The 24,240-nt window shown below is 39.4% G+C and carries 22 protein-coding genes; all 22 read right to left on the minus strand.

Annotated elements, in window-relative coordinates; genetic code table 11:
• Positions 1 to 65: 65 nt before the first annotated feature.
• The 22 genes from I0Q91_RS10210 to cobC all read right to left on the minus strand — a co-directional run bounded on the left by I0Q91_RS10210 (position 66) and on the right by cobC (position 24,236).
• Entirely contained in the window at positions 66 to 620 is a 555-nt protein-coding gene (locus tag I0Q91_RS10210) for an ECF transporter S component (protein WP_270454419.1), read from the minus strand.
• A 4-nt stretch (positions 621 to 624) separates the two neighbouring features.
• A complete protein-coding gene (locus I0Q91_RS10215) occupies positions 625 to 1,416 on the minus strand; it encodes a DUF368 domain-containing protein (RefSeq protein WP_270454420.1) in 792 nt (263 codons plus the stop codon).
• Positions 1,406 to 3,706 (minus strand): family 65 glycosyl hydrolase domain-containing protein, encoded by a 2,301-nt coding sequence (locus tag I0Q91_RS10220; protein ID WP_270454421.1) that lies wholly within the window; start codon positions 3,704 to 3,706, stop codon positions 1,406 to 1,408. Before I0Q91_RS10220 ends, I0Q91_RS10215 begins: the two co-directional genes overlap by 11 nt.
• Positions 3,690 to 4,616, minus strand: coding sequence for a glycosyltransferase family 9 protein (locus tag I0Q91_RS10225; RefSeq protein WP_270454422.1), 927 nt, complete (start codon positions 4,614 to 4,616; stop codon positions 3,690 to 3,692). Before I0Q91_RS10225 ends, I0Q91_RS10220 begins: the two co-directional genes overlap by 17 nt.
• Before the next feature lie 128 nt (positions 4,617 to 4,744).
• Positions 4,745 to 7,132, minus strand: coding sequence for a glycosyltransferase N-terminal domain-containing protein (locus I0Q91_RS10230; RefSeq protein ID WP_270454423.1), 2,388 nt, complete (start codon positions 7,130 to 7,132; stop codon positions 4,745 to 4,747).
• Entirely contained in the window at positions 7,133 to 8,023 is an 891-nt protein-coding gene (locus tag I0Q91_RS10235; protein ID WP_270454424.1) for a lysophospholipid acyltransferase family protein, read from the minus strand. It lies immediately after the preceding gene.
• A 1-nt stretch (position 8,024) separates the two neighbouring features.
• Complete coding sequence (locus I0Q91_RS10240; protein ID WP_270454425.1) at positions 8,025 to 9,023, minus strand: KpsF/GutQ family sugar-phosphate isomerase; 999 nt, start codon at positions 9,021 to 9,023, stop codon at positions 8,025 to 8,027.
• 18 nt (positions 9,024 to 9,041) lie between these two features.
• On the minus strand, positions 9,042 to 9,869 hold the full coding sequence (gene kdsA / locus I0Q91_RS10245) for a 3-deoxy-8-phosphooctulonate synthase (RefSeq protein WP_270454426.1): 828 nt from the start codon (positions 9,867 to 9,869) through the stop codon (positions 9,042 to 9,044).
• 1 nt (position 9,870) lies between these two features.
• Positions 9,871 to 10,611 (minus strand): 3-deoxy-manno-octulosonate cytidylyltransferase, encoded by a 741-nt coding sequence (kdsB, locus tag I0Q91_RS10250; RefSeq protein ID WP_270454427.1) that lies wholly within the window; start codon positions 10,609 to 10,611, stop codon positions 9,871 to 9,873.
• A 12-nt stretch (positions 10,612 to 10,623) separates the two neighbouring features.
• Positions 10,624 to 11,754 carry a tetraacyldisaccharide 4'-kinase gene (gene lpxK / locus I0Q91_RS10255; protein ID WP_270454428.1) on the minus strand — a complete coding sequence of 377 codons (1,131 nt, stop codon included), beginning with the start codon at positions 11,752 to 11,754 and terminating at the stop codon, positions 10,624 to 10,626.
• 4 nt (positions 11,755 to 11,758) lie between these two features.
• On the minus strand, positions 11,759 to 12,376 hold the full coding sequence (locus I0Q91_RS10260) for a lysophospholipid acyltransferase family protein (RefSeq protein WP_270454429.1): 618 nt from the start codon (positions 12,374 to 12,376) through the stop codon (positions 11,759 to 11,761).
• A 25-nt stretch (positions 12,377 to 12,401) separates the two neighbouring features.
• Positions 12,402 to 12,875 carry a HutP family protein gene (locus I0Q91_RS10265; RefSeq protein WP_270454430.1) on the minus strand — a complete coding sequence of 158 codons (474 nt, stop codon included), beginning with the start codon at positions 12,873 to 12,875 and terminating at the stop codon, positions 12,402 to 12,404.
• Between the two features lie 80 nt (positions 12,876 to 12,955).
• Positions 12,956 to 13,927 carry a YbgA family protein gene (locus I0Q91_RS10270; protein ID WP_270454431.1) on the minus strand — a complete coding sequence of 324 codons (972 nt, stop codon included), beginning with the start codon at positions 13,925 to 13,927 and terminating at the stop codon, positions 12,956 to 12,958.
• Between the two features lie 29 nt (positions 13,928 to 13,956).
• Positions 13,957 to 16,542 carry an ATP-dependent chaperone ClpB gene (clpB, locus tag I0Q91_RS10275; RefSeq protein WP_270454432.1) on the minus strand — a complete coding sequence of 862 codons (2,586 nt, stop codon included), beginning with the start codon at positions 16,540 to 16,542 and terminating at the stop codon, positions 13,957 to 13,959.
• A gap of 417 nt (positions 16,543 to 16,959) precedes the next feature.
• Positions 16,960 to 17,997 carry an ATP-binding cassette domain-containing protein gene (locus I0Q91_RS10280; RefSeq protein ID WP_270454433.1) on the minus strand — a complete coding sequence of 346 codons (1,038 nt, stop codon included), beginning with the start codon at positions 17,995 to 17,997 and terminating at the stop codon, positions 16,960 to 16,962.
• Complete coding sequence (locus I0Q91_RS10285) at positions 17,990 to 18,691, minus strand: GTP-binding protein (protein WP_270454434.1); 702 nt, start codon at positions 18,689 to 18,691, stop codon at positions 17,990 to 17,992. The genes I0Q91_RS10280 and I0Q91_RS10285 overlap by 8 nt, the downstream gene beginning before the upstream one ends.
• A 1-nt stretch (position 18,692) precedes the next feature.
• Entirely contained in the window at positions 18,693 to 19,919 is a 1,227-nt protein-coding gene (locus I0Q91_RS10290; protein WP_270454436.1) for an ABC transporter substrate-binding protein, read from the minus strand.
• Positions 19,920 to 20,033: 114 nt separating this feature from the next.
• The gene (locus I0Q91_RS10295) at positions 20,034 to 21,479 is read right to left on the minus strand and encodes an NAD(P)/FAD-dependent oxidoreductase (RefSeq protein WP_270454437.1); all 1,446 of its coding nucleotides are present in this window, start codon (positions 21,477 to 21,479) and stop codon (positions 20,034 to 20,036) included.
• Between the two features lie 18 nt (positions 21,480 to 21,497).
• Complete coding sequence (locus I0Q91_RS10300; protein ID WP_270454438.1) at positions 21,498 to 22,058, minus strand: hypothetical protein; 561 nt, start codon at positions 22,056 to 22,058, stop codon at positions 21,498 to 21,500.
• A gap of 29 nt (positions 22,059 to 22,087) precedes the next feature.
• Entirely contained in the window at positions 22,088 to 23,005 is a 918-nt protein-coding gene (gene sppA, locus I0Q91_RS10305; protein WP_270454439.1) for a signal peptide peptidase SppA, read from the minus strand.
• 80 nt (positions 23,006 to 23,085) lie between these two features.
• Positions 23,086 to 23,526 carry a universal stress protein gene (locus I0Q91_RS10310; protein WP_270454440.1) on the minus strand — a complete coding sequence of 147 codons (441 nt, stop codon included), beginning with the start codon at positions 23,524 to 23,526 and terminating at the stop codon, positions 23,086 to 23,088.
• Positions 23,527 to 23,624: 98 nt separating this feature from the next.
• Complete coding sequence (gene cobC / locus I0Q91_RS10315; RefSeq protein WP_270454441.1) at positions 23,625 to 24,236, minus strand: alpha-ribazole phosphatase; 612 nt, start codon at positions 24,234 to 24,236, stop codon at positions 23,625 to 23,627.
• Positions 24,237 to 24,240: the final 4 nt, after the last annotated feature.

Consider the following 24,240-nt stretch of genomic DNA (forward strand, 5'->3'; position numbering starts at 1 on the left):
TCTGATTGATCTACTCATATTTTATGACAAATGAACCCGACTGGCTATGACATTTCTCACATTTCCTAAAATATTTTCGAATCTACTTTCAGACTATCAGGCAGAGCCTTTAAGACCAGGAGTGCTATACCACCTCCTACCAGTGCAGTATAGAGCTGAGGCAGAGTCATCATCTGGGCTATCGGTTCTGGAACCTGAACCATAAAGTTAACAGCCCAGGCCAGGATAAAGAATTTAGCAAGTGCCCCGACTATAACTGCTAAAATTGTTGAGATAGAAAAAACTTTTATTTTGGCTGTGGCAGGTTTAGTTCGTTTTCTGCTCCAGCTAATAAAAAAGAAGATAATTGCATAAAGGGCATTTCCAAAGACGATTGCTGGAATCATTGGTCCAAGTGGTGGTGGCAAAATTCCCCGGATAAAAGCTATAATCGGGGTGAAGGCTCCAATGATTACAGCAGCCAGTGGACCGATGAGGCCAACAGCTATTATCAGGACTGCATTGACTGCCGGCCCTGTTACTGGCTGGGGGAAGCCGCCCATCTGAAAGGCCAGGGCAGCTGCTAGCAGGATAGCTGTTCTTGTCCAGAATTTAGTTGAATTTATTGATATATCAGCCATCTTATCAAATTCCTTTCTTTCTGGAAGTTACCATTGTAAAGAGCAGAACCAGGACAAAACCGAGCAAAAAGAATAATAATTCATGCTGACCAAAACGGGCTGGAATAACTGACTGGACTGAACCTAAAATCAAACCACTTAAAATCATCATAACCGGCCTTCTTAAATTTTTTAATAGCCAGCTTATCAGCCAGGCAAATAAAATAAGACCAATAACCAGTCCTAAGCCAAACGCTCCTAGGGCAAGTATATCAAAGGTAGAAATAGCAGTCAATACAGGCCTATAAACACCTAGTATTACAAGGACTGTTCCACCGCTGATTCCTGGAAGAATCATTGTCATACTTCCTAAAAGGCCACCAATGAAAATTTGAAAATAATCAGTTGATCCAGTAACTGCTGCAGCTGTTTGATTGGCAGAAAAATAATAGGCCAGTGCAAAGCCAAAGAGAACAGCTGCTATATCAAGAAGAACCTTGCTGCTCCGCCGAAAATTACCGGCCTCCTTAATGGTGACCCTTGTGGAAGCCAGGATCATCCCGGCAATAAATGAATAGACTGTAGCAGTGTATAAATTAAATAACCGGCCCATGACAACTGCCCCAAAGAAGGCCCCTCCTGCTGCCCCCAGGCCAAAGGGGATTAAAAATTTTAGATCTATTTTTTTAATTGCTCTTAAAAGAGGCTCATAAATATAGAGAATAATAGCAACAGTTCCACCACTAATACCTGGCAGGGTATTGGCCAGCCCAAGGGGGAAACCCTGGAGCAGAAGTCTTGTCTGTTTATTTAGCAAGGGGCACCTCAGCTGGCTGGCTGCTTGTTAGCTTAAAATCTTCCTGATACAGACTGATGGTAAGTTCCGGGCCAGATTTAAGCTCAATTGTAACTTTATCTGCACCAACCTTTACTGAAATAATGCTCTGATTAATATTGAGCTGGAATGAAAACCCCTGCCAGTTTTCTGGAATAAATGGTGCGAATTGTAATTTGCCATCTCTCATTTTCATGCCGGCAAATCCATGGACTATTGACATCCAGGTCCCTGCCATGCTGGTGATATGGAGCCCATCTTCTGTATCATTATTATAGTTATCTAAATCCAGCCTGGCTGTCCTTAAATATAAATTATAGGCCTTCTCTTCATAGCCTAATTCTGAGGCCAGAATAGCATGAATGCATGGTGATAATGATGATTCATGGACAGTCTTAGGTTCATAGAAATCGAAATTATTTTTAATTGTCTCTAGATCATATTCTTCCTGGAGGAAATATAAGCCCTGTAATACATCGGCCTGTTTGATATAACAGGAACGGAGGATTCTATCCCAGGACCAATTCTGATGAAGAGGCCGGTCTTTTTCTGGAATCTCTGAAGCCGGTTTTAAAACTTTATCAAGATAACCATCCTGCTGCAGGAAGATTCCTCGTTCTTCATCTACCGGATAATAGATATTATCTATGATATCCTGCCAGTTCTCCAGCTCCTCTTCTGTAAGTTCAAGTTCAGTTAACAGTTCCTGGTATCTGGCTGGAGCCTCTTCCTTGATCTTATTTAAAGAATCAAGGGTAAACTCCATGGTCCAACTGGCCATTCTGTTGGTATGCCAGTTATTATGGACATTATTTTCATATTCATTTGGCCCGGTAACGCCAATTAGCATATAAACTTCTTTCCTGGGGTTATAATGGACTCTATCGGCCCAGTATCGGCTAACTTCAATTGCCACTTCTATGCCATAATCATATAGGTACTGGTAATCCCCGGTATAATCGAGATAATTTTTAATTGCATGAACTATGGCGCCATTCCGGTGGATCTCTTCAAAGGTTATCTCCCATTCGTTATGGGATTCCTCGCCATTCATTGTAACCATCGGATAGAGAGCGCCTTTAGAGCCGAGTTTGACTGCATTTTCTTTGGCCTTTTCCAGATGGCGATAGCGGTAATATAATAGGTTTCTGGCGATTTCATTATCACTGGTATTCAGGTAAAAAGGCAGGCAATAAGCCTCTGTATCCCAGTAAGTTGCTCCCCCATATTTTTCGCCGGTAAAGCCTTTTGGTCCTATATTAAGACGGGGATCATGGCCGGTATAGGTCTGATAGAGTTGAAAGATATTAAACCTGATACCCTGCTGGGCTTTAACATCACCTTTAATTACGATATCACTTTCCTCCCAGATAGCTTCCCAGGCTTTTTTGTGATCGATAAATAGTTGCTCTTCGCCGGTATTCATGGCATTGGCTGATATATTTTGAGCCCTTTGAGCTACCTGGTGATCTTGATAATCTCTATTTGTTGTTAAGCCTAGATACCTGGTTAACTTAAGTTCTTCTCCAGGTTCTACTGAGAATTCTGCATGATGTTGAATATTTTTTTCTGTTATATTATAGCTTCTATTGATTGGCTCCCTGCTATATTGATAATTAACTGCAGATGAGACAATATACTCAGTCTTTTTGGTCTTCATTGTTAAACAGGCCTGGTCTTTAAAGGCCTCTTTATCGACTTCATCCCAGAAGACTTCGCCATAATTGGCATCTTCATTGGTGATAGTGCCATCTAAATGGGGTGATAGCTCAAGCCGGGCAGTATGATTTAAAGGTTTAACCTGATAGGTTATTACTCCGACCTCCCTTTGGTCCATACTTAAAAACCTGCGACTGATAATCTCAGTCTGGCGGTCGTCCTGGTCTTTTACAGTAAACTTTCTCTGGAGCAGTCCCAGTTTCATATCCAGGGTTCTCTGAAAATTTTCAAGCTGCCAGTTATCTGATGCCAGGTCAAGCTCAACACCATTAATCTTTACATCTAAGCCAATAAAATCAACGGCATTAAGTACCTTGGCAAAATATTCAGGGTAACCGATCTTCCACCAGCCAACAACTGTCTTATCTGGGTAATATACTCCGGCAACATAGGTGCCCTGGAGTGAATCTCCTGAATACTTTTCAGCAAAGTTACCCCTTAAGCCCATATGGCCATTGCCGAGGCTCATTACACTTTCGGCAACTCTATTTTCTTCTGGATCGAATCCCTGCTCAATAATCTTCCATTTATCTACTTCAAAATAATCTTTCATCGAATCCCTCCTTGATTTTACTAAAAACTTGTTCAGAACTGATATCTTTTAAACATTTATGGTGATCTAAAGGACATTCATGCTGGCCACAGGGCCGGCAATGCAAGCCCTGATTGACAATAATCGGATAATTGTTTTTAGGCCTGTAAGGGCGGTAGAGAGTTTCATCAGATGGACCAAAAATTGTCAGGGCCGGTGTCCTGACCAGTCCAGCTATATGTACCGGTCCGGTATCGCCGCTAACCATGAATTCTGCTCCTGCTATAACTGCCATTAAATCAGCAATTGAAGTCCTGCCAGCTGTATTATGCAAACGTTTTTCCTGGCCGGCAGAAATCTGCTTTAGAATCTGATTATTCCTTTCAATATCTCCAGGTCCACCGGTTAAAACCAGGTCTAAATCTGTCTCTTTTATGAATTCATCTGCAAGGGAGGCAAATTTATCTACTGGCCACCTTTTGGTTGGCCAGCTGCCTCCTGGATTTAAAATTAAATAGGGCTGACCGGCCAAACCAAGTTCAGAGTTTTTTTCTGGAGAAAGCTCTGCCGGTTTAAATTCTGGTAATTTAATTTCTTCTGGCGACTCAATTCCTAACTCTGGCAACCAGCCTAAAAAATATTCTACCATATGCTCTCTGCCAGGATCCCAGTCTTTATGATAATGATAGAAAAAACGCTGACCGGAACGATTATAGCCGGCTCTAAAGTCTGTAGCTATTAGCCGCTGGAGGAGTGCAGTTCTCCAGTTGCCATGAATGTTTAGACTCAATGGGATTTTCATTTTTTTAAGTTTGCTGGCAAATCGGAAGGATTTATTTAAGGGCCAGCTTTTATTGTAACTTAAAGTTCTATCAATAAAATTTAGCTGCCTGGGCAGATCTATAAAATTTGAATTGGCTATTAAAGTCAACTCTAAATCTGGTCTGGAATCTTTGATGGCATTTAAAAGGGGCAGAGAAAAGACCAGGTCTCCAAGATAAAGAAGGTTTATAATCAGGATTCTATCTGTTGCTTGAAATTCTCTCTTTAATGCTTTGATTATAATTCCTCCCTATCTTTATATTGAAGAGTCATTGAAAATAGTTTGATTGCTGCCTCTTTAACTTCCTGGGTTGTAATCTCATCCATACAGCGATTGGTCTTAAGTGGACATTTTCTCTCCCAGCAATTGATACATTCTAGCTCTTTCTTATGGATTACCAGATTGTCCTGACCATATGGCCCATGGGTAACAGGGTCTGTTGGCCCCATCAGGGCCAGACAGGTTGTACCTGAGGCTGCTGCTAAATGGAGCGGCCCGGTATCGCCACCGATAAAGAGATTTGCGGCCTTAGAGAGGCCAAACTGTTCTATAAGGCTTAACTTTCCAGCCAGGTTAAAAAGCTGGCCATTATGGTGCTCTCCCTGGTTTTTATTAATTAAAGGTTCAAATTTTGCAGCCAGCTCACCGGCCTCGGCCGGTCCTCCACTTATAACTATATTTATACCTTTATTCAAAAAGTCCTCTACTAAATTAAAATATCTTTCTAAAGTCCAGTCTTTACTGGCCCAGCTTGACCTGGGATGAATTATGATAAAAGCCTGATTTAAAAGGTTTTCAGGAATATTTATATCCCATTCAGGAGGTAAGCTGAGACCATAATCTATCTGATAGTCTTTATCTAATTTAATGCCAAGACTGCTGGCAACCTCTGCTAAATATTTTTCTATCTGATGGACTTTCTCGTCTTTACCTTTAAATTTTTTTTGATAGAATAAACTGCTTGCCTCTTTTCCCCTGGCCGGGCCATAGGTCCGGCCTGGATGGGCCAGATAGGCTGGCAGGGCGCTCTTAAAGAGGCCATGGAGATCAAAACTAAGATCATATTTCTCCTGCTGCAGCCGTTTTGTCCAGTCATTAAATGTTATTAACCTGGAAGTTAATGGCAGTTTATTCCTGCCCCGCCATTTGCTCTTTGGCAAAATCTTAACCTGGTCAATATCCTTTTGATGCTGAAGCAGGGGGGCTGTCAGCTCCTCAACCAGCCAGTGGAGTTTATATTCCGGTCGATTTTCCTTTAAGAGTGAAAATGCCGGAAGGGTATGGACTATATCTCCAATTGCACTTAATCTGATAAACAGGGTTTTCTTTTTTCCTGGTCCCAGGGGCATAAGTCGTAAAATTGAATCTGTGAGCTTATCTATCTCCCTGGCTTTCTCCTCTAACTTAAGATAACCTGATCGACCGGATTCTTTAATTAAATCTTCATCTGCAAGCAGGCTGGAAATTTTATCAGCCAGTTGATCTGTATTATTGAAAAAATGGATACCCTGGCCGTCTGCAAAATCTTTAAGCAGACTCCTGATATTTGATTGATTCGGTCCTATCAGAACAGGCACCTGAAAGCTTAATGGTTCCAAAAAATTATGGCCACCGACATCGGCAATGGTGCCTCCAATAAAGGCCAGGTCTGCATAGGAATATATTTCTGTTAAGTCACCGATTGTGTCAACTACAATAACTTCAGTCTCAGCTGATAGCTCTACTTTCTCTTTGAGTTTTGACCAGAGCTGATAGTTTAAGGAATTTTTATTTAAGAGATCTTCTATTTCTGGCCTTCTTTCAATATGCCTGGGGGCCAGGATAAGTAATGGCCTCTTAGTGGCATCAAGGTTTTGATAGATTGAAATTAATCTTTTTTCTTCAGGAGGATGACTGCTCCCGGCTACAAATTTTTTTTTATCCAGAGAGTTGAATTTATCAGCTGAACCAGGCTGTAAATCCAGTGCCCCTCCATATTTTAAGTTGACCATATTCTCAACATCTTCAGGCCTGGCACCTAGCTCAATTATCCGTCTGGAATCAGTTGAACTCTGCATATAAAATCTATCTATTAATCTTAAAAACGGCCTGAAGAAGAATTGCAACTTATTATACCTGGGAAAACTTTTATCGCTTAATCTGCCATTAACTAAACTGATCTTAACCCCATTGCTGGCAGCCTGGTTAATCAGGCCAGGCCATAACTCAGTCTCTATTAATAATAAAAGGTCAGGCTGGAGCCTTTTGATAAAAAGCTTGATCAGGGGGTAAAAATCAAAGGGAAGATATGAGATAATATCGATCCCGGATAAGTCTTTTATGGCCAGTGATCTGCCAGCTGGCGTCATAACTGTTAAAATAAAAAAATAGGACTGATCAGATTCAGATTTAAGCTCCTTGATCAGCTGATCTGCTACTTTAACTTCGCCAACTGAGGCTGCCTGGATCCAGATGATCTGCTTGCCCTGACTCTTTTTAAACTGACGGTCTTTTAAGAGGCCAAGTCTTTCTCTAATCTCTAAAAATCTGCCCTGAACAGCTAAATAAATTAGATAGGGGATAAGAATGAAAATAGTGGCCAAAAACATAATTAAATTATAAAGAAGGTATAAGAGTGATTTCATTTAGCCCTCACCTCTATCAACTTTCCAGCGTTTATGGAACCATAACCATTGTTCAGGAGATTGTCTGATCGCCTCTTCAGTTGCCCTTAATAAAGGCTTTAGGTATTCAGGTTCATCGGCTTTTTTAATGCCCCTGGGGACACTGACAGCTTCACCTAGTTGAACTTTATATTTTGCAAAGGCTTCCCGATGGATAAAAATAGGCAAGACTATTGCATCGGTTTTAGTGGCCAGCCTGACTGCTCCACGGTGGACACTGGCTGGTTCACCAAAGAAGTCCATAATATGTACTATTCCACTGGCATGTTGATCCCCTAATATTATTGTAGAGTTGCCTGACTTAAGATTTTTGTAAATCTTTATTAAACCTTTGCTGGTAGCTGTTGTTGTTTCAACGCCAACATTTTTACGGATCTTATTTATTTTATCGCCTAGATCACCTAATCGCTGTCTCTTTTCAATGGAAAGAAAATCACTGGTATGGCTGGCTATTTCAGCTCCAAGCCATTCCCAATTGCCAAAATGGGCTGTATAAAAAATTACTCCCTGTTCTGATTCCAGTAGTTCCTTGAATCTTTCAGGATTTTCAAGGCTAATTCTATTCTGCCATTCTTTTTGCTTTAATTTCTCTATCAGGAGGAATTCAATTAAAACCTGGCCAAAATGAAGATATGTATCCTTTAAAATCTTTTCTATTTCCTCTGATGAATATCTGTTTCCAAGAGCCAGTTCCAGATTGCTTCTGGCTACTTTTTTCCTCACCTTGAAAAAATACAGGACTTTACCGATGCCTCTGCCAGTCTTTTCAGCAATTATTTCAGGAACAAACTTAAAGAATTTATATAAAATGTTAAATATAAGGGTGATTAATAGGGCTTTGATTTTATCCATATTACCAGACCTTAGCCCTTAATAAATCCTGGAAGTTAACCATACCCAGGGGAGAGCCATTATCATCAATTATAGGCAGATGATTAATTTCTTTCTGTTCCATTAATTTTAGGGCTTCAGCAGCCAGTTTTTCTTCGCCAATAGTTTCTGGATCGGCTGTCATAATCTCAGAGACTCTGGCATTAAGAAGATCTTTATTTTGAGATTTTACCGCTCTTCTGATATCACCATCGGTGACTATGCCAATTAAACGGCCTGCCTGATTTATAACGGCAGTTGAACCCATTCTACTTTCAGTCATCGTAAATAGGGCCTGCTGGACTGATGCCTCGGCTTTGATTTTAGGATTCTGATCCCTGATTTTTAGGACATCAGCAACGGTAGTCAATAATTTTCTACCCAGGCTACCTGCTGGGTGATAGAGGGCAAAGTCCTCTTCTGTCAGGCCATTAAGGCCGGCCAGGGAAACTGCCAGGGCATCGCCTAGAGCCAGTGAGGCTGTTGTCGATGTTGTTGGAGCTAAATCTAAATGGCAGGCCTCGCCGGTGACCCCTGTTGAAATAACTGAATCGGCCTGATTGGCCAGGGTGGAATCCAGATTCGATGTGATCAGATATAATCTGGCGCCGATTCTTTTTATCGATGGAATCAGTTTGATTATCTCCTCAGTCTCGCCGCTATTGGAGATAGTTATGATTATATCTTCACCGGTTACCATTCCCAGGTCTCCATGGAGGGCTTCCCCGGCATGAACGAAATAGGCCGGTGTTCCTGTGCTGGAGAAGGTAGCAGCTATTTTGCGGGCAATCAGACCTGACTTGCCAACGCCTGTCAGGATAATCCGGCCTTCAGATAAATAGATCCCTGAAAGAAATTCTGAAAAGTTACCATCGATCTCTTCTGCCAGATTTTTAACAGCAGTTGCTTCATTTATTAAGACCTGCCTGGCCTGATTTAGGGCCTGTTTGATTTTATTTGGATCAATATTTTTTCTAGCCATTATTCGAGATACACCTTTCTATATACCTTTTTTAAGATCGTCAAATGCCTTAATCTCTTTTAATAAATTCTCCATCTTATCAACTGGAATCATAGTCGCACTGTCACTTAATGCTTCAGCTGGATTGGGGTGGGTTTCAATAAATAAGCTTGAAATACCAACAGCTGTTGCTGCTCTGGCCAGGGCCGGTGCATATTCCTTTTCGCCACCTGAGCTATCACCGGCAGCTCCTGGGAGCTGTACGCTATGGGTTACATCAAAGACAACTGGATAGCCGGTTTCAGCCATCCTTACCAGGGAGCGGAAATCTGAGACCAGATTATTATAGCCAAAACTTGCCCCTCTTTCAGTTAAAAGGATTTTATGGTTGCCAGTACTTTCAAGTTTTTCTACAACCTGATCGATATCCCAGGGGGCCAGAAACTGCCCCTTTTTGACATTGGCTATCTTTTTTGTTTCTCCAACAGCCAGTACCAGGTCTGTCTGGCGACACAGGAATGCCGGTATTTGAATTATATCCAGGACTCTGCCGGCAATCTCTGCCTCCTCTGGTGAATGGACATCTGAAAGAACCGGAATGTCCAGGGTATCTTTAACTTCTGCCAGTATGTCCAGCCCTTCATCCAGGCCAGGGCCTCTAAAGGATTCATGGGATGAACGATTGGCTTTATCATAGGAGGATTTAAAGACAAAGGGGATTCCTAGTTTATCTGTGATATTCTTTAGAGTTGAAGCTGTTTCTAAAGCCATCTCCCTGGATTCGATAACACAGGGACCGGCTATTAGGACAAATGGCTCCTTCTGGCTAAAGACTACATTATCATTTACTCTTATTTTAGTTGCCATCTTAATTTAAGCCTCCATTATCTTTTAAAATTTTGCTGACTTCCTTTAAATCTTCAGGGCGGTCGATTCCAGGTCCATGATGCTCTGTTATCCCGACTTTAATTTTATAACCATTTTCTAGAGCCCTTAACTGCTCCAGAGATTCTGCTTTTTCCAGTGGAGTTGGCTCTAACTCGGTATATTTCAGTAAAAAATCTTTTCTATAGACATAGAGACCTATATGCTGGAGAAAATTCTGGTCCAGGATATCTTCTTCTCTATAATAGGGGATTTTAGATCTGGAAAAATACAGGGCCAGGTTATTTTTATCCAGGACAACTTTAACTCTATCAGGTTTTCTGGCCTCAATTTCTGAGATAGGGCTTGCCAGAGTTGCCATTTCGGCATCTTTGCTATCTTTTAGAATTTTAATGGCCTGATCTATCATCTCTGGCCTGATTAATGGTTCATCGCCCTGAACATTGACAATGAAATCTGCAGTTAACTCACTGGCTACCTCTGCCAGCCGATCAGTTCCGCTCCGGTGTTCAGAGGAGGTCATAACTGCCTGGCCACCAAAGCCTTCGACCTTTTTATAAATTCTCCGGTCGTCAGTTGCAATTATTACTCTATCAACAAGCTCTGCCTGAATTGAACGTTGATAGACATGATCAATAACAGGCTTTCCATTCAGGTCAGCGATGATTTTCCCAGGAAATCTCTTCGAACTATATCTTGCAGGTATGATAACTACTGAATTCAATATTAGCACCTCTTAATCTTCAATATTTTCCAGTAAACGGGTTGCAATATTTTTAGACTGGCCTGTCTGGTCTTTAAAGGCCATTTTGATCTCAAAACTATATAAACCTATATTTTGAATACTTAAAAAATCGAGTAAGGAATCGTCTAATTTGACTATATCTTTGCCAGTTGTTATTAGATAATCTATATTTTCACTGGCAAATTTTTCAACTATCTGCTTGAAGTCTTCTCTAGTATAAATATGATGATCTGGAAAAATAAAATGTTTGACCAGATTACAGCCCTGCTCCTGTAATGAAGCTTCAAAAGCCCCGGGGTTGCCCAGGCCACTAAAGGCTATAACATCTTTATTATTTAGTTTATTAAGTCCAAGCTTCTCGCCATTAATGCTCTGTAAATGTGACGGGACATGATTTGACAGATATATGTAAGATAAATCGTTATAACTCTTTAATTGATTTATAATCTCATTTAAGCTGGAATTACTAACCTGATCGACCCTTGATATGATAAAACCATCTGCCCTTTTTAATGAGCTTTTTGGCTCCCTTAATAATCCTCCTGGAAGCAGGTGATTATAACCAAAGGGATTTGTGGCATCAATTAATACTATATCATAATCTCTAATTATTTTTCTATGCTGGAAGCTATCATCTAATAGAATAATATCTGGATTAAATTCAGCCTGGACATAGCTGGCTGCCTTTAATCTATCCCTGCAGATGACAACAGGTATTTCAGGCAGTTTGTTGGCCAGCATAAAGGCTTCGTCTCCTGCAAATTTAGCTCCGACTAGAATTTTTTCGCCATTTGATACTACCAGGGGTTCCTGATTATCGCCTTTATAACCTCTACTGATAATAACAATATCTTTGCCAGAATTTTTTAATTCAGTGGCAAAGGCTTCTACTGCCGGGGTTTTACCTGTGCCCCCTGTTGTAATATTGCCAATACTTATAGTTTTAGCAGCAACTCTGCCCTGTTTGATGATATCTTTATCATAGAGCAGATTTCTAAGCATTACTGCCAGCCGATATATATATGATAAAAGGATTAATAATATCCTTAAGATAGCTGGTATCAGGCCCTTTTTATTGCCACTGATAATATCTAATAGATAATTGATTAATTTATTTTTCATCTTTTTAAAGCCTCTCTTCAGCAGCTTCATTTGCTTTTTCAAGGCTGGCTTCAATTATTTTAGCTGCCTCCTGCCGCTCTAGATCTTCTAAATCTTTAATCGGTTGGCCATAGTAGATTACAATTTTGCTAAAAAGTAAAGGCAACTCAAAATTATCCCAGCTCTTTTTAAAGGTATGTTTCCAGCCATTGGCCACACCTATTGGGATGATCGGACAGCCACTCCGCTGCTGGATCATAACTGCCCCAAGTTTTATTTTTCTGGCCGGGCCTCTAGGGCCGTCAGGGGTTATAACTAGCTGGCGCTGATTCCTAACTAATTTTAACATTTTTTTCAATGAACTAACAGCCCCTGATGAACTGGAGCCCCGAACAACTTTCCAGCCTAATTTTTCTAATGACTGGCTAATAATTTCCCCTTCTCTACTCTGGCTGGCTAAGGCTGTATAATTATGCCTGGCAAGGGCTACTGCTATAGACCAGAGATGGCAGTGCCAGCCTAACATCAGGCCACCCTGGCTGATAGCACCTTCAGCTTCCAGACGATTATGTTCTTCAATTCTATATGTTAATCTTCCTAATCTCATTAATTTTTCTAAAATAAATGGATAATGTTTTTCCATAATACCCCTTCCGAAACTGGCTGAATTAGTTCTGCTTGTCATCAGCCAGACCATAATAATGAATACCCATCCCTGAAACTTCATGATCTACACTTAAACCTGGTATCCCCAGTTTACCATAAAGTCCAACAGCAAGATGGAAGCCTTTTCTGACAATCCCAATTTTTATTCCAGCACCAGATATGCTTAACATCGGCCTGTCAAAATCTCCTAAAGCCCGTTCTACTGTTCTGGTTAAAACCCGCTGATCCTGGACGTCTTCATCAATAACTCCACCTTTGATGGCAGCTCCCAGGGAATTTCTTAATATCTTATTTTTAACTTCCTCACCCTTCCCGCCTGCTCTGGTTATGACAGGCAGGTAGCCCTCTGTCTTTAGGGCTTCAATAAATTCATCATCTCTATCATCATCAACCATAGCCAAAATAATGGCCACTTTACCAAGTGACCGCTCTCCTTCAATATTTATGAATTCACTGATCATAAAATCGTCTAACATTTTTTCACCTCATCTAAGAATACTTAATCATCCTACTTAACTATAATTCAATATTTATAGTTATTCTCCTGCTTTAAGCGTTAATCTAATTTATGCTTGCGACCAGAATCGGTCTGATCTATTAATTCTTCAGGGAACGGTTTGAAATAAACCTGATTTATTAAATAATCTACATCCTGCTCTATAATCCAACCGTTAAGGAGGTATAGGGGAACACTTAGTGGAACCATGCCTTTTCTATATTTTTTGACTGTGTCCAGGAAAAATTCTATCTCACCTGTTTTTAGTTGATCTGAAATATAGCCAAAACAATGGTTTAAGACATTCTCCTGCAGCCCTGGCTTTGAACTTCGGTTGATTGTATCTTTTAGAAGTTCTTTATACTGACTGATTAATTCATCTATAGCTAAGTCTTTATTATTTGCAGTTAACTGGCCCATTAATTTTAGGTTTTTAGGGGAGAGAGCCATTAATAGATATTTGTGTCTGGTATGAAAATCAATCAGATCCTTTATCTTTTTAGATTCTTCAACTTTTCTAAATCTGGCCATTGTAAAGATAGCTGTTAAGAAATCCTCTCGCATCTGGAGATTATTTAATCTGCCATCATTTTCAGCAGGGATATTGCCGTAATAATCAAAAACTGCCCTGGCAAAAAGGCCCTCTGTCTTTTTATGGGGGGCAACATCTTTTAAGGCTGGATATAATTTAACTGATTTGCAGCCACATGATGGTGAGCCTTCCTTGCAGATAAAGCCATCAATTTTTTGATTGTCTTTAAAAAAATTAAGGGCGGTGGCCTTTAATTTATCAGTTAAATCTGCCCCTGTAGCTGGCTGGCGGAGTCTAATTTCTTTGCCCTCTTCAACTAAACGAAGGGTCTGCCTGGGAACAGGCAGACCTATTTCAACTTCAGGGCAGATCGGATGGTATTCAACGAATTCTCCTAGCTTTTTTAGAAATTTAATATCAAATCTCTGGCCTGAATAATAACAATGGGCAAAACCTAGACATTTACTTATTATTAATTCTGGAGCTGGATAGTCTATCATTTTCTCTCCTCCTGATATCTGGGATTAGATTATGCAATTTTTATTACAAAGTCATCTCTTTCTTCTGAGTAACCGATCTCAATAACTGAGCCCTGTTCAGGTTCTTCTTCTAAAAGAAATAATGCCAGTTTATCCTTGATCTGATTCTGGATTACCCTTTCTAAAGGCCTGGCACCATAGGCAGGGTCGTAACCTAGAACTGCAAGCTGGTCTTTAGCAGCTTCAGTTACTGTTAAGTCAAATTCCTGTTCAATGACTTTTTCAGCCAACTCCTGGACCTTGATTTCTACGATCTGTCTGATATGGTTTTCATCAAGGCTATGGAATATGATTCTGCCATCTATTCTATTGATAAATTCAGGCCTAAAAGTCTGTTTCAATGCCTGATTGACTTTTTCTTTGATTCTTTCGTGATCATCTAAGTCCTGGATATATTCTGAACCGATATTTGATGTCATGATGATAACAGTATTTCTAAAATCAACTTCTTTCCCGTGGCTATCGGTAAGGATACCGTCGTCTAAAATCTGGAGTAATATATTGAAGACATCAGAATGGGCCTTTTCAATCTCATCCAGGAGAATTACTGAATAGGGCTGCCGTCTGACCTTTTCTGTTAGCTGGCCACCTTCATCATAACCGACATAACCTGGAGGGGAACCGATCATTTTGGCAACTGCATGGCGCTCCATATATTCTGACATATCAAGCCTGATTAGATTCTTCTCCCGATCAAATAGATGGGCTGCCAGGGTCTTGGCAAGTTCTGTCTTGCCGACTCCAGTCGGTCCCATAAAGAGGAATGAACCTAATGGCCTATCCTCGCTCTGGAGGCCGGTTCTGGATCTTCTAATGGCGTTGCTTACAGCATTAATGGCTTCATCCTGGCCGACGACCCGTTTTGAGAGCTCTTCTTCCAGTTTTAATAATTTTTCCTTTTCTGATGAGAGTAACTGCTGAACAGGGATATCTGTCCAGGATGCGACTATACCGGCGATATCCTCCTCTGTTACCTCTTCTCTCAGGATATCCTGCTGTTCAGGACTTCCTTCAACTTTCTCCCTGATCTGGTTTAGTTCCTTTTCTAAATCTGAGAGTTTACCGTATTTTAATCTGGCAGCCTCCTCATAGTTTGCTTCTCTTTCTGCATTTTCTGCTGCCAGCTTGACTTTTTCTATCTCCTCTTTTAATTCCCGCTGTCGCTTAATTAAATCCTTTTCCTGGTTCCAGCGGGCCATTAGAGGATCTCTTTTTTCTTTTAATTCGTTAATCTTTTCAGTCAGTTCTGCCAGCTTTTCTTCAGAGCCTTCCTCTTCTTCATTTTTTAAAACTTCCCTTTCTGTTTCCAGTCTTCTTAAGCGGCGATTTAATTCATCGATCTCTAAAGGCATTGAGTCTATATCTATCTTGACCTTGGCTGCAGCTTCATCTACCAGGTCGATTGATTTATCTGGCTGATAGCGTTCAGTTAAATATCGTTCTGATAATTTGGCAGCTGCCTCTAGAGCTTTATCCTGGATTCTTACGCCATGATGGATCTCATATTTTTCTTTTAAGCCTCTCAGGATTGAAAGGGTATCTTCTAAATCTGGCTCTTTGATCTGGACTGGCTGGAATCTTCTTTCTAAAGCTGCATCCTTTTCAATATGCTTTTTATATTCATCCAGGGTTGTGGCTCCTATACAGTGAAGCTCTCCTCTGGCCAGTGCCGGTTTTAAGAGATTGGAGGCATCCATGGCGCCTTCGCTGGCACCGGCACCGACTATTGTATGCATCTCATCAATAAAGACAATATATTTGCCTTCAGCTTCTTTAATCTTTTTTAGGACAGATTTTAATCTATCTTCAAACTCACCCCGGTATTTGGCTCCGGCTAAGAGTGAGCCCATATCCAGTTCTATTACTTTTTTGTTCTTTAATACCCCGGGGATATCTCCAGTGACTATTCTCTGGGCAAGGCCTTCAACTACTGCAGTTTTACCGACTCCTGGTTCGCCGATTAAAACAGGATTGTTCTTCCGTCGCCTGGAGAGAACCTGCATTATTCTCCGAATTCTTTCATCTCTTCCAATTACCGGGTCAAGTTTTCCTTCCTTTGCCATATCAGTAAGGTCAATTGTATATCTCTCTAAAGCCTGGAATTGATCTTCAGAATCAGGACTATCGACTTTTGCTCCCTGCCTGATCTCATTGATTATATTTTTTATTTTTTCTTTATCTATTTCTTTATCTGTAAATAGTTTTGCTGTTTTATTGTCTGAACTAACAAGGGCAAGCAGGATATGCTCGGTTGAAATATAATCATCATTTAATTTCTTTGCTTCCTGACGGGACTGCTGTAAGATATTATGCATATCCCTGGACATATATATTTGATTGCTATCAGAACTATAAACTTCTGGAAGCTGGGTAATTAATTTCTGGCAATCTTTAGATAGTTGCTCTAAATTTAAACCTAGCTGTTCTAAAATTGGCCTGGTTACTCCCTGGTCTTCCTCAAGCATAGCTTTTAGTAAGTGGGGTGGATAGATTTCCTGATTATTATTATCTGTAGCTATCTGCTGGGCAGTAGCCAGTAACTCCTGTGACCTTCTTGTAAAGTCATCCATTTTCATAGATATCACCTCATGCTGTTATTTTCTTTTTTATATTATACAGCAATGGTCAAAGATAGTCAAACTTTTTATTTTGCAATTAATTACCGTCTAATATAATAGTTCTCGGCCAGGGCACTTATTCCTTTTAAAATATAAAATCGGTGACTAATTATATCTAAACCAGGTTTATTAATTGGAGATGATTTTAAGGTAGCTATCTCTCAGGAATAGGTTGTTAAAGTTTTAGGACTGGGTTGATACTGGGTTGGTACTGGGTTAGTACTGGGTTGGTAGCGGTTCGGCACCGGGGAGGTACCGAGGAGATACCGGGGTGGGACTGGAGGAAAGGTATATTACTCTACTTCTAATTAGTTTTATCAGTAAATTAATCTGAGATAAAAATAACCCTGTGGTTTTAGTCACAGGGCCTTTTAATTAACATATAAGTGCTTTTTTATCTGAGTCGGAAAACCGCTCAAGCTGTTTACCATAGCGGAGGTTTTCTCTATAATTATATAGCTTATTATCGATTACTTTTAGCTCTTTTAATAATTCTTTTTCTTCATTAGTTGTCTCAATCTGCTCTACAATCCCACCATTATTGATTATAATTCTTTTATCTGCCATTAAAGCCAGGATAGGATCGTGGGTGGCCATCAGAACTATTTTATCTTCGCCTACCAGTAGATCCAGGGCCTTTTCTCTATCGATACCGGCATTTTCTATTTCATCGATCAGGACAATTGGCGATGAGCTTAAAATTGCTGTGTCGGCTATCATTAATGCTCTGGACTGGCCGCCACTCAAGCTTGTTATCTGGGCATCTGCAGGAAACTTTTCTCCAGCCAGTTCATTGGCCTCCTGGATAATTCTTGCGACTATTTCATCAAGGTTTTTGACCAGCCTGCTTTCCCCATGGAGACGGATGAAATCTTTTACTGATAGATCCATAACAAAGTTCATATTCTGGGATAACTGGGCAACCAGTTTCTTATTTCCAGATAGCCTCCATTTTTTATCAGGAACCTGGCCATCGATCAGGGTATGCCTGGAGGTTGGGGTATCGCCCTGGGCAGTCCATTCTATATCTGCCAGCAACCTGCTTTTTCCAGAACCAGTTGGACCTACAATTGAGACAATCTCTCCTGCTTCAATTGTAATCTCATCAAAATTTTCTTCCTTGCCTTCTTTATTCAGGCCTGGCAATAATGTTAATGAGGTAACTCTATCCTCTGTGGTTCCTAAAAATTCTTCCATATTTTTTATATATGCAATCAGCTGGTCGACAAAACCATCCAGGTCATACATTATTTCTTCTCTCTCTTCAAGAGAGAGGTTCTGATAAATCTCTGTTAGAGTTTTATCTTTATTCTTTATTGGTAGATCCTGTTCTTCCAGATATGATTCAATGAACGGATATTTATTTATTAAATTCTTTACTGATATATTTTTTATATAATTTCTTTTAATCATTGTCATCACCTAAATCTATTTTTTTAACATTTCCTAGTTGATGTTCGTCGCCAATTCTTGTTTCGCCAAGACAGTATGAACACATTGCTGATGGCATTGAGAATCTTAGCTTACGACCGGTTACAGTTTCAATATCCTCTTCTTCGTCATAGAGGAAGGTTGAAAATTCATAGGCTCCCTGGCCAGTCAGTCCGTTAACATGCATTACTAATGCTGATGGGTTAACATCACTGACCCTGGAGGCAAAGACTTCTCTTTCTGCCTGGGATACGATGTCACCTTTAGTAATTACAACCATATCAGCTCTTTTAAGCATTGGCCCGATTTTACGGGGGGTATTAATTCCGCTCAGGTTGTCAATTACACAGATTGCTTTTATTTCATTGATATAGGGTGAACATCTATTACATAAACCGGCACTTTCGGTAATTAGCATATCCAGTCCTTTTTTTCTCCCCCACTGGACAACCTCTTCTATATTACTAACAAAATAATGGTCAGGGCATAACGAGCCTGAAAGTCCTTTTTTGACAGGGATGCCCTCTTTTGCATATAACTCATCATCATCTGTATAAAGGCAGTCAAATTTAACGACTCCAACATTGATATTGCGCTCTTTTAGAGCATTGATAGTCTTTAAGATAACAGCAGTTTTTCCTGAAGAAGGCGGACCTGAAAATGTTACTAGATTCATATTATATCGCCTCCCTGGCTGTCTGATTAAATTTATCTGTCAATTCGTCTATTAATTCTCCTGGATTATTCTCCCGCAAGAAGTCCCAGCCTGGCCACATGAACTTGCTATTCTCTGGCAGGTTGTTGTCGATATCGGCTCTTACAGATGGGAATAAACCCTGTTCTGAGAGAATTGAACCGACCTTTTTTGAGGCAAAGAAATCTACAACTGGCTGTAATTCTGGCAGAGATGATTCTTTGATTAGCATAAAGATAGGGCTGATGATGGCTCCATCTTCTGGCCAGACAAATTCCATATGTGGAAATCTTTTGGCCATTCTGGTAAAGAAGTAGGGCATGATTGTTACTGCCGGTTCACCCTGCTTTTTTCGGCCACCTTCTTTAACCATCTCTGAAGGATGCAATGATTTCTGCATTGAGCGGCCAAGCTTTTCTACTCCTTCAGTTCCGTATTTTTTATAAATATTAATTAATATAGCATTGAATAAATCAAAATCACTTACAGGCAGACTGATACTATTTTCAAATTCTGGCTTTAGAAGATCTGCCCAGGTTTTAGGAGCTTCACGACCGGCAAGCTCTTCCTGGTTAACCAGGAATACTGCTGGAACGACACCTATTATCGAATAGTCACCTTCTGGATCAAAAAGATTGATATCATTTCTAACAAAGTCATTATTTAGGTCTGTTAAGCCTGTTGTATCTTTGAAGATATCTTTCCGCCTGTAATGATCCATTAAGTCTCTATCAAAGAAGAGATCGAACCCAGCTGAAATATATAGATCAGAAAGTTTTTCTGCAGATGGCTTATCCTCAATACTTTCTTTTAACCAGTCTAAGCCCTGGGATGCTGATTTAAGTTCTCTTTTGATAGGTGAACTGATTTCATTTTCTAATTGATCTATACCTTCCAATAGAGGCATCTTTACTGGACATGGGAGTAAACCTGTTATTTTTAAAGTCTTTTTGTCATTATCCCCATTATCGATATCTCTTTGCTCAGCTGAGTTATCAAGCTCAGTTATTAATAACTGAACCAGCTTATCCAGGTCTAGAGACTTCATCATTGTAGCCTGTTTTAAGCTTATCTTGCTGCCAAAAGCCTCTCTTTTTTCATCATCTTTAAGCTGTTCGAAACCTTTATTAGCCAACAAGTCAATTAATTCTGGATATCTGTCTGTAATTTCATATAGCGTATCATTAACAGAGAAATATTTATTTTCCACTTTTATCACTCCTGTATTTATTATCATATTTCATCTTTGTTTTTTATCACTATATAAAATATACCATTATACTATACTTTTCTCTGTGACAGATATCACGGTAAGAGAAAAAGTTTATTTTTCTATTTGTCTGATTTTATTAATACTTACTCTCTGGGGCTTTTCAGCTTCATCTCTAACCTTTACATCTTCTGGCTTACAGTTATGATAATCTGCGATCAGCCTTTTCACCCTGGAGCGGCAGAAATTTGCCTGACAATTGCCCATGCCAGCTCTTGTTCTCCTTTTAATTGCATCAGCTGTCTTAATCGTTATATCTCTATTTAGGGCATCTAAAATCTCGGCTTCAGTTACTGTTTCACATCTACAGATTATATTTTTTTCAGGATCTTTAGCATCTATTTTGCCATCAAAGTTTTCATCTTTTATTTTGATTATAGGCTCTCTTTTAGGATTAAAATCCTGGTTCTTTTCCAGTTTAAGCCCGGAATTCTCTAATATCTTAACTACTTTTTCTGCAATTGCAGGAGCAGCTGTTAAACCTGGGGAATCTATACCTGCAACATTAATAAAGTTAGAAACCCTGCTTTCTTCAATTATAAAATCATCACGGTCTGAACTGGCTCTGACCCCTGCAAAGGTTGTCAGGGCTCTCTTTAAATTGAAGTCTGGAATAGATTTCCTGGCAGTCTCAATTATATTTTCTAACTCTTCAATGGTTGTATCAATATTTTCTGGTTTATCTATCTCCTCACTATTTGGTCCGATCATAAAGTTGCCATGATAGGTGGTCGTTACCAGGACCCCTTTAGTTTCCGGTGTCGGAGTTTGAAAAATTACTTTTTCAACTAAATCAGCCTGATCCTTGCCAAATAATATATACTGACCTCTTCTTGGGTTTATAGAGAAATTATCTGCTCCAGCATATGATGCTACTTTTTCACTCCCTGTTCCAGCTGCATTAATTAGAAATCTACTTTTATAGTTTTGCTTTTTAGTGATAATTTCAAAATGGTCTTCCTGATTATTTATATTGGTAACCTCTGATGATAATTTAAGTTCAACTCCATTATCAACTGCATTTTCGGCTAAAGCAACAACCATTTCATAGGGAGAGGCAACTCCGACTGAGTGACAGTAAAAGGCTATCTCAACTTCTTCATTAATATTTGGCTCAAGTGATTTGATTTTATCATAATCGATTATTTCAATATCATCTTCACTATGCCCGACTGCCAGGGCGTTCTCATAAATTTTTTCAAGTTGCTTTTTATCCTGTTCATTAAAACCAATCACCAGGGCACCAGGTCTTCTAAAGCCAAAGTTTAACTCTGAATCAAGTTTCTTAAAGGCTTTATTGCCTTTAATACATAACTCGCCCTTTAGAGTACCGGCTTTTCCGACATAACCTCCATGGACAATTCCGCTATTTGCTTTTGAGGCACCGGTACTGACATCAGATTCTTTTTCGATCAAAACAGTCTGCAAATTATATTTAGAAAGTTCCCTGGCGATTGCAGTTCCTGTTACTCCTCCGCCAACAATTGCTATATCATACATATTAACCCTCCATTTTATCTAGACAAATAAAGCCATAAGACTGCCTGCAATACTTATTGATATTAGTAATGTTAAGATAACCATGCTGGCAAAGGAGCCAGTTATAGTTAATATTGAGCTAAATAAAGATATCTCCTGGGTCTTTCTGATTACTTCAATTGTTAGCAGAAGATACCAGATAAATACCAGAATCCTTAGAAAGTCATTTATCATGAATATTGAAGTATACTCAGCAATAAATAATCCTACTGGTAAAAATGCAAAGACTATTGTGCTTAATGCTAATCCGGTAAATAGGGCAAAGTAATTTCCGCTGCCTCCTAGGAATTTGCTGAGAAAGACTAAAATCAATGATAGAAAAATAGTCCCGAAAATATAGCTAAAGGCTCCGACTAAAATCAATGGGGCCAGATTAATATTATTTGCCGGTACGATAAGATTTGTGTTTGTTATAGTGATGATTAGTGAAGATATAAATAAGACAAATAAGCCAGATTTTATAGGTTCAAATTCCTTGATTTTTAAAATTGTTTTTTGAGGTGTAAAGATTATTCCATAAACCCAATCAGAAAACCTCATAGTATCAACTCACTTTCTTAGATAAATAATTAAAAGCCTGGAACCTGATATTTCAATGCTGGCTTTAAGCCATCCTCTAATCTCTCTAAAAGAATTAGTTCAGGATCTTTCTGGCCCTGTATTATTTGAGGAATTCTTGCAGCCAGTCCGCTCATTCTTTGAAATAATCCTGGTTCTGATGGATAATAATATTCTGGATCTTCAATACCTGAGAGTTCTCCAGCAACTCTTAGGGCTTCACTTCTTCCGCCTAAAGAATCAATTAATCCATATTCTAATGCCTGGCTGCCTAAGAAGATTTCTCCAGTTGCATGGGGCAGGATATCCTCCTGGCTCATATCTCTGCCTTCAGCTATATGATTAATAAACTGATCATAAGCCTGATCAGTTAAAGTCTGCATCTTTTCTCTTTCATCATCAGTTAAGGTCCTGGAAAACATATCTTTATGTTCTCCAGACATAACAGTCTCTCTTTCAATGCCTAAATTTTCTAGTAGTCCATCTGGATCGTAAAAGGTTGTTATGACTCCAATAGATCCGGTCATAGTTCCTGGATGGGCAATTATGCTATCTGCTGCTGCCGAAATATAATAGCCACCTGATGCTGCCATATCTCCCATTGAAATAACTATCGGCTTTTCATAATCGGAGATAATCTGATAGATTTCCTGGGAAGCACCGATTGCTCCACCTGGCGAGTCTATTCTCATGACCACTGCCTCAATACCGTTAATATCTTCAAGGTTATTTAATTTCTGGGCAACTCTATCAGGGGTTATTACTCCTGTACCAAAACCTGCCAGGCCCTCCTGGATTGGACCCTGGAATGAAATATAAGCCACTCTATCTTCCAGCGTCTCTGTGGCATCAGGATAATAAAATAAACCAAAAATTGCTCCAGCAACCACCAGAACCAATAAGACAATGAATACTTTTCTCAAGATCATTTTTATCCTCCTTTTGATGTTAAGATTAAAAATACGACCGGCTAGTTCGCCGGCCGTGAATAAAATAATTTTAATATATTTTATTTAACTATCAAAACTGAAGTCTTTGCATGGTGAACGACTTTATCTGTAATACTTCCTAAAAGAAATCTCTTAACAGCGCCTAACCCTTTATCAGCAATAACTATTAAGTCAAAACCATTTTCAATAGCATAATCACAGATTAAATCCGCAGGATCGCCAACATCTATTTCTGTTTTAGCAGTTACTCCCTGTTCAGCCACCAATTCTTTTGCTTCCTTTAAAATTTTCTGGCCTCTCTCCATATAAGCTTCTCTTCTTTCTAATAGACCCTCTGTTTGAACAGTTGCATAATAAGCTGAAGCTGAGCTGGCAGTAATTTCCGGGACAACATTTATCAGTGTAACCTCTGCATCAAGAGACTTAGCCATTTCTGCACCTTTTTTAGCAGCCTTTTTAGAGTGATCAGAGCCATCAACTGCAATTAAAATCTTTTTCATGTTTTTTGCCCCCTTTTATATGCTAAAGACAGAATATTAAATTTTGGTTGCTTATTATTATAATTATAGATTAATTGAAAAATTCCTTGTTGATAATTTTATTTCATATGACTCTGGCTATTAAATTCCTTTAAGACATAACTATTATCATATAAATTAACCCTGGTAATCCCGGTATTGGCGACTTCAAATTTTCGATAATTAATTAAGGGCATTTCCAGAATAGTTGCTAGAAAAACCATAATAACTCCACCATGAGTTACTATTGCATTTCTATCAAAACCATTTTCTAAAATAGTATTAAATCCTTCCAGGACTCTATCCTGAAATTCTTTTAATGTTTCACCTGCTGGAGGTGAAAATTTAATCGGATCTTCAATCCATTTTTGAAAGTCTTCAGGATAATCATTTTTGATCTCTTTAAAACCTTTTCCTTCCCATTCTCCAAAATTCATCTCCCGGAGTTCTTTAAATTCTTTTATATTATTATTGTGAAATGATGCGATAATTTCTGCGGTTTCCCTGGCCCTTTTTAAATCACTGCTGGCAAAATAATCGATATCTAGATTTGCTAGCTCTTTAGCTGCCTCACCAGCCTGCTGTCTTCCCCAGTCATTTAATTCAATATCCATATGACCCTGGTATTTTCTGACCTTATTCCATTCAGTTTCACCGTGCCTGATTAAAATGATCTCTTTTTTATCTGCCAAGATT

The organism is Halonatronomonas betaini, assembly GCF_015666175.1.
GTDB lineage: Bacteria > Bacillota > Halanaerobiia > Halanaerobiales > Halarsenatibacteraceae > Halonatronomonas > Halonatronomonas betaini.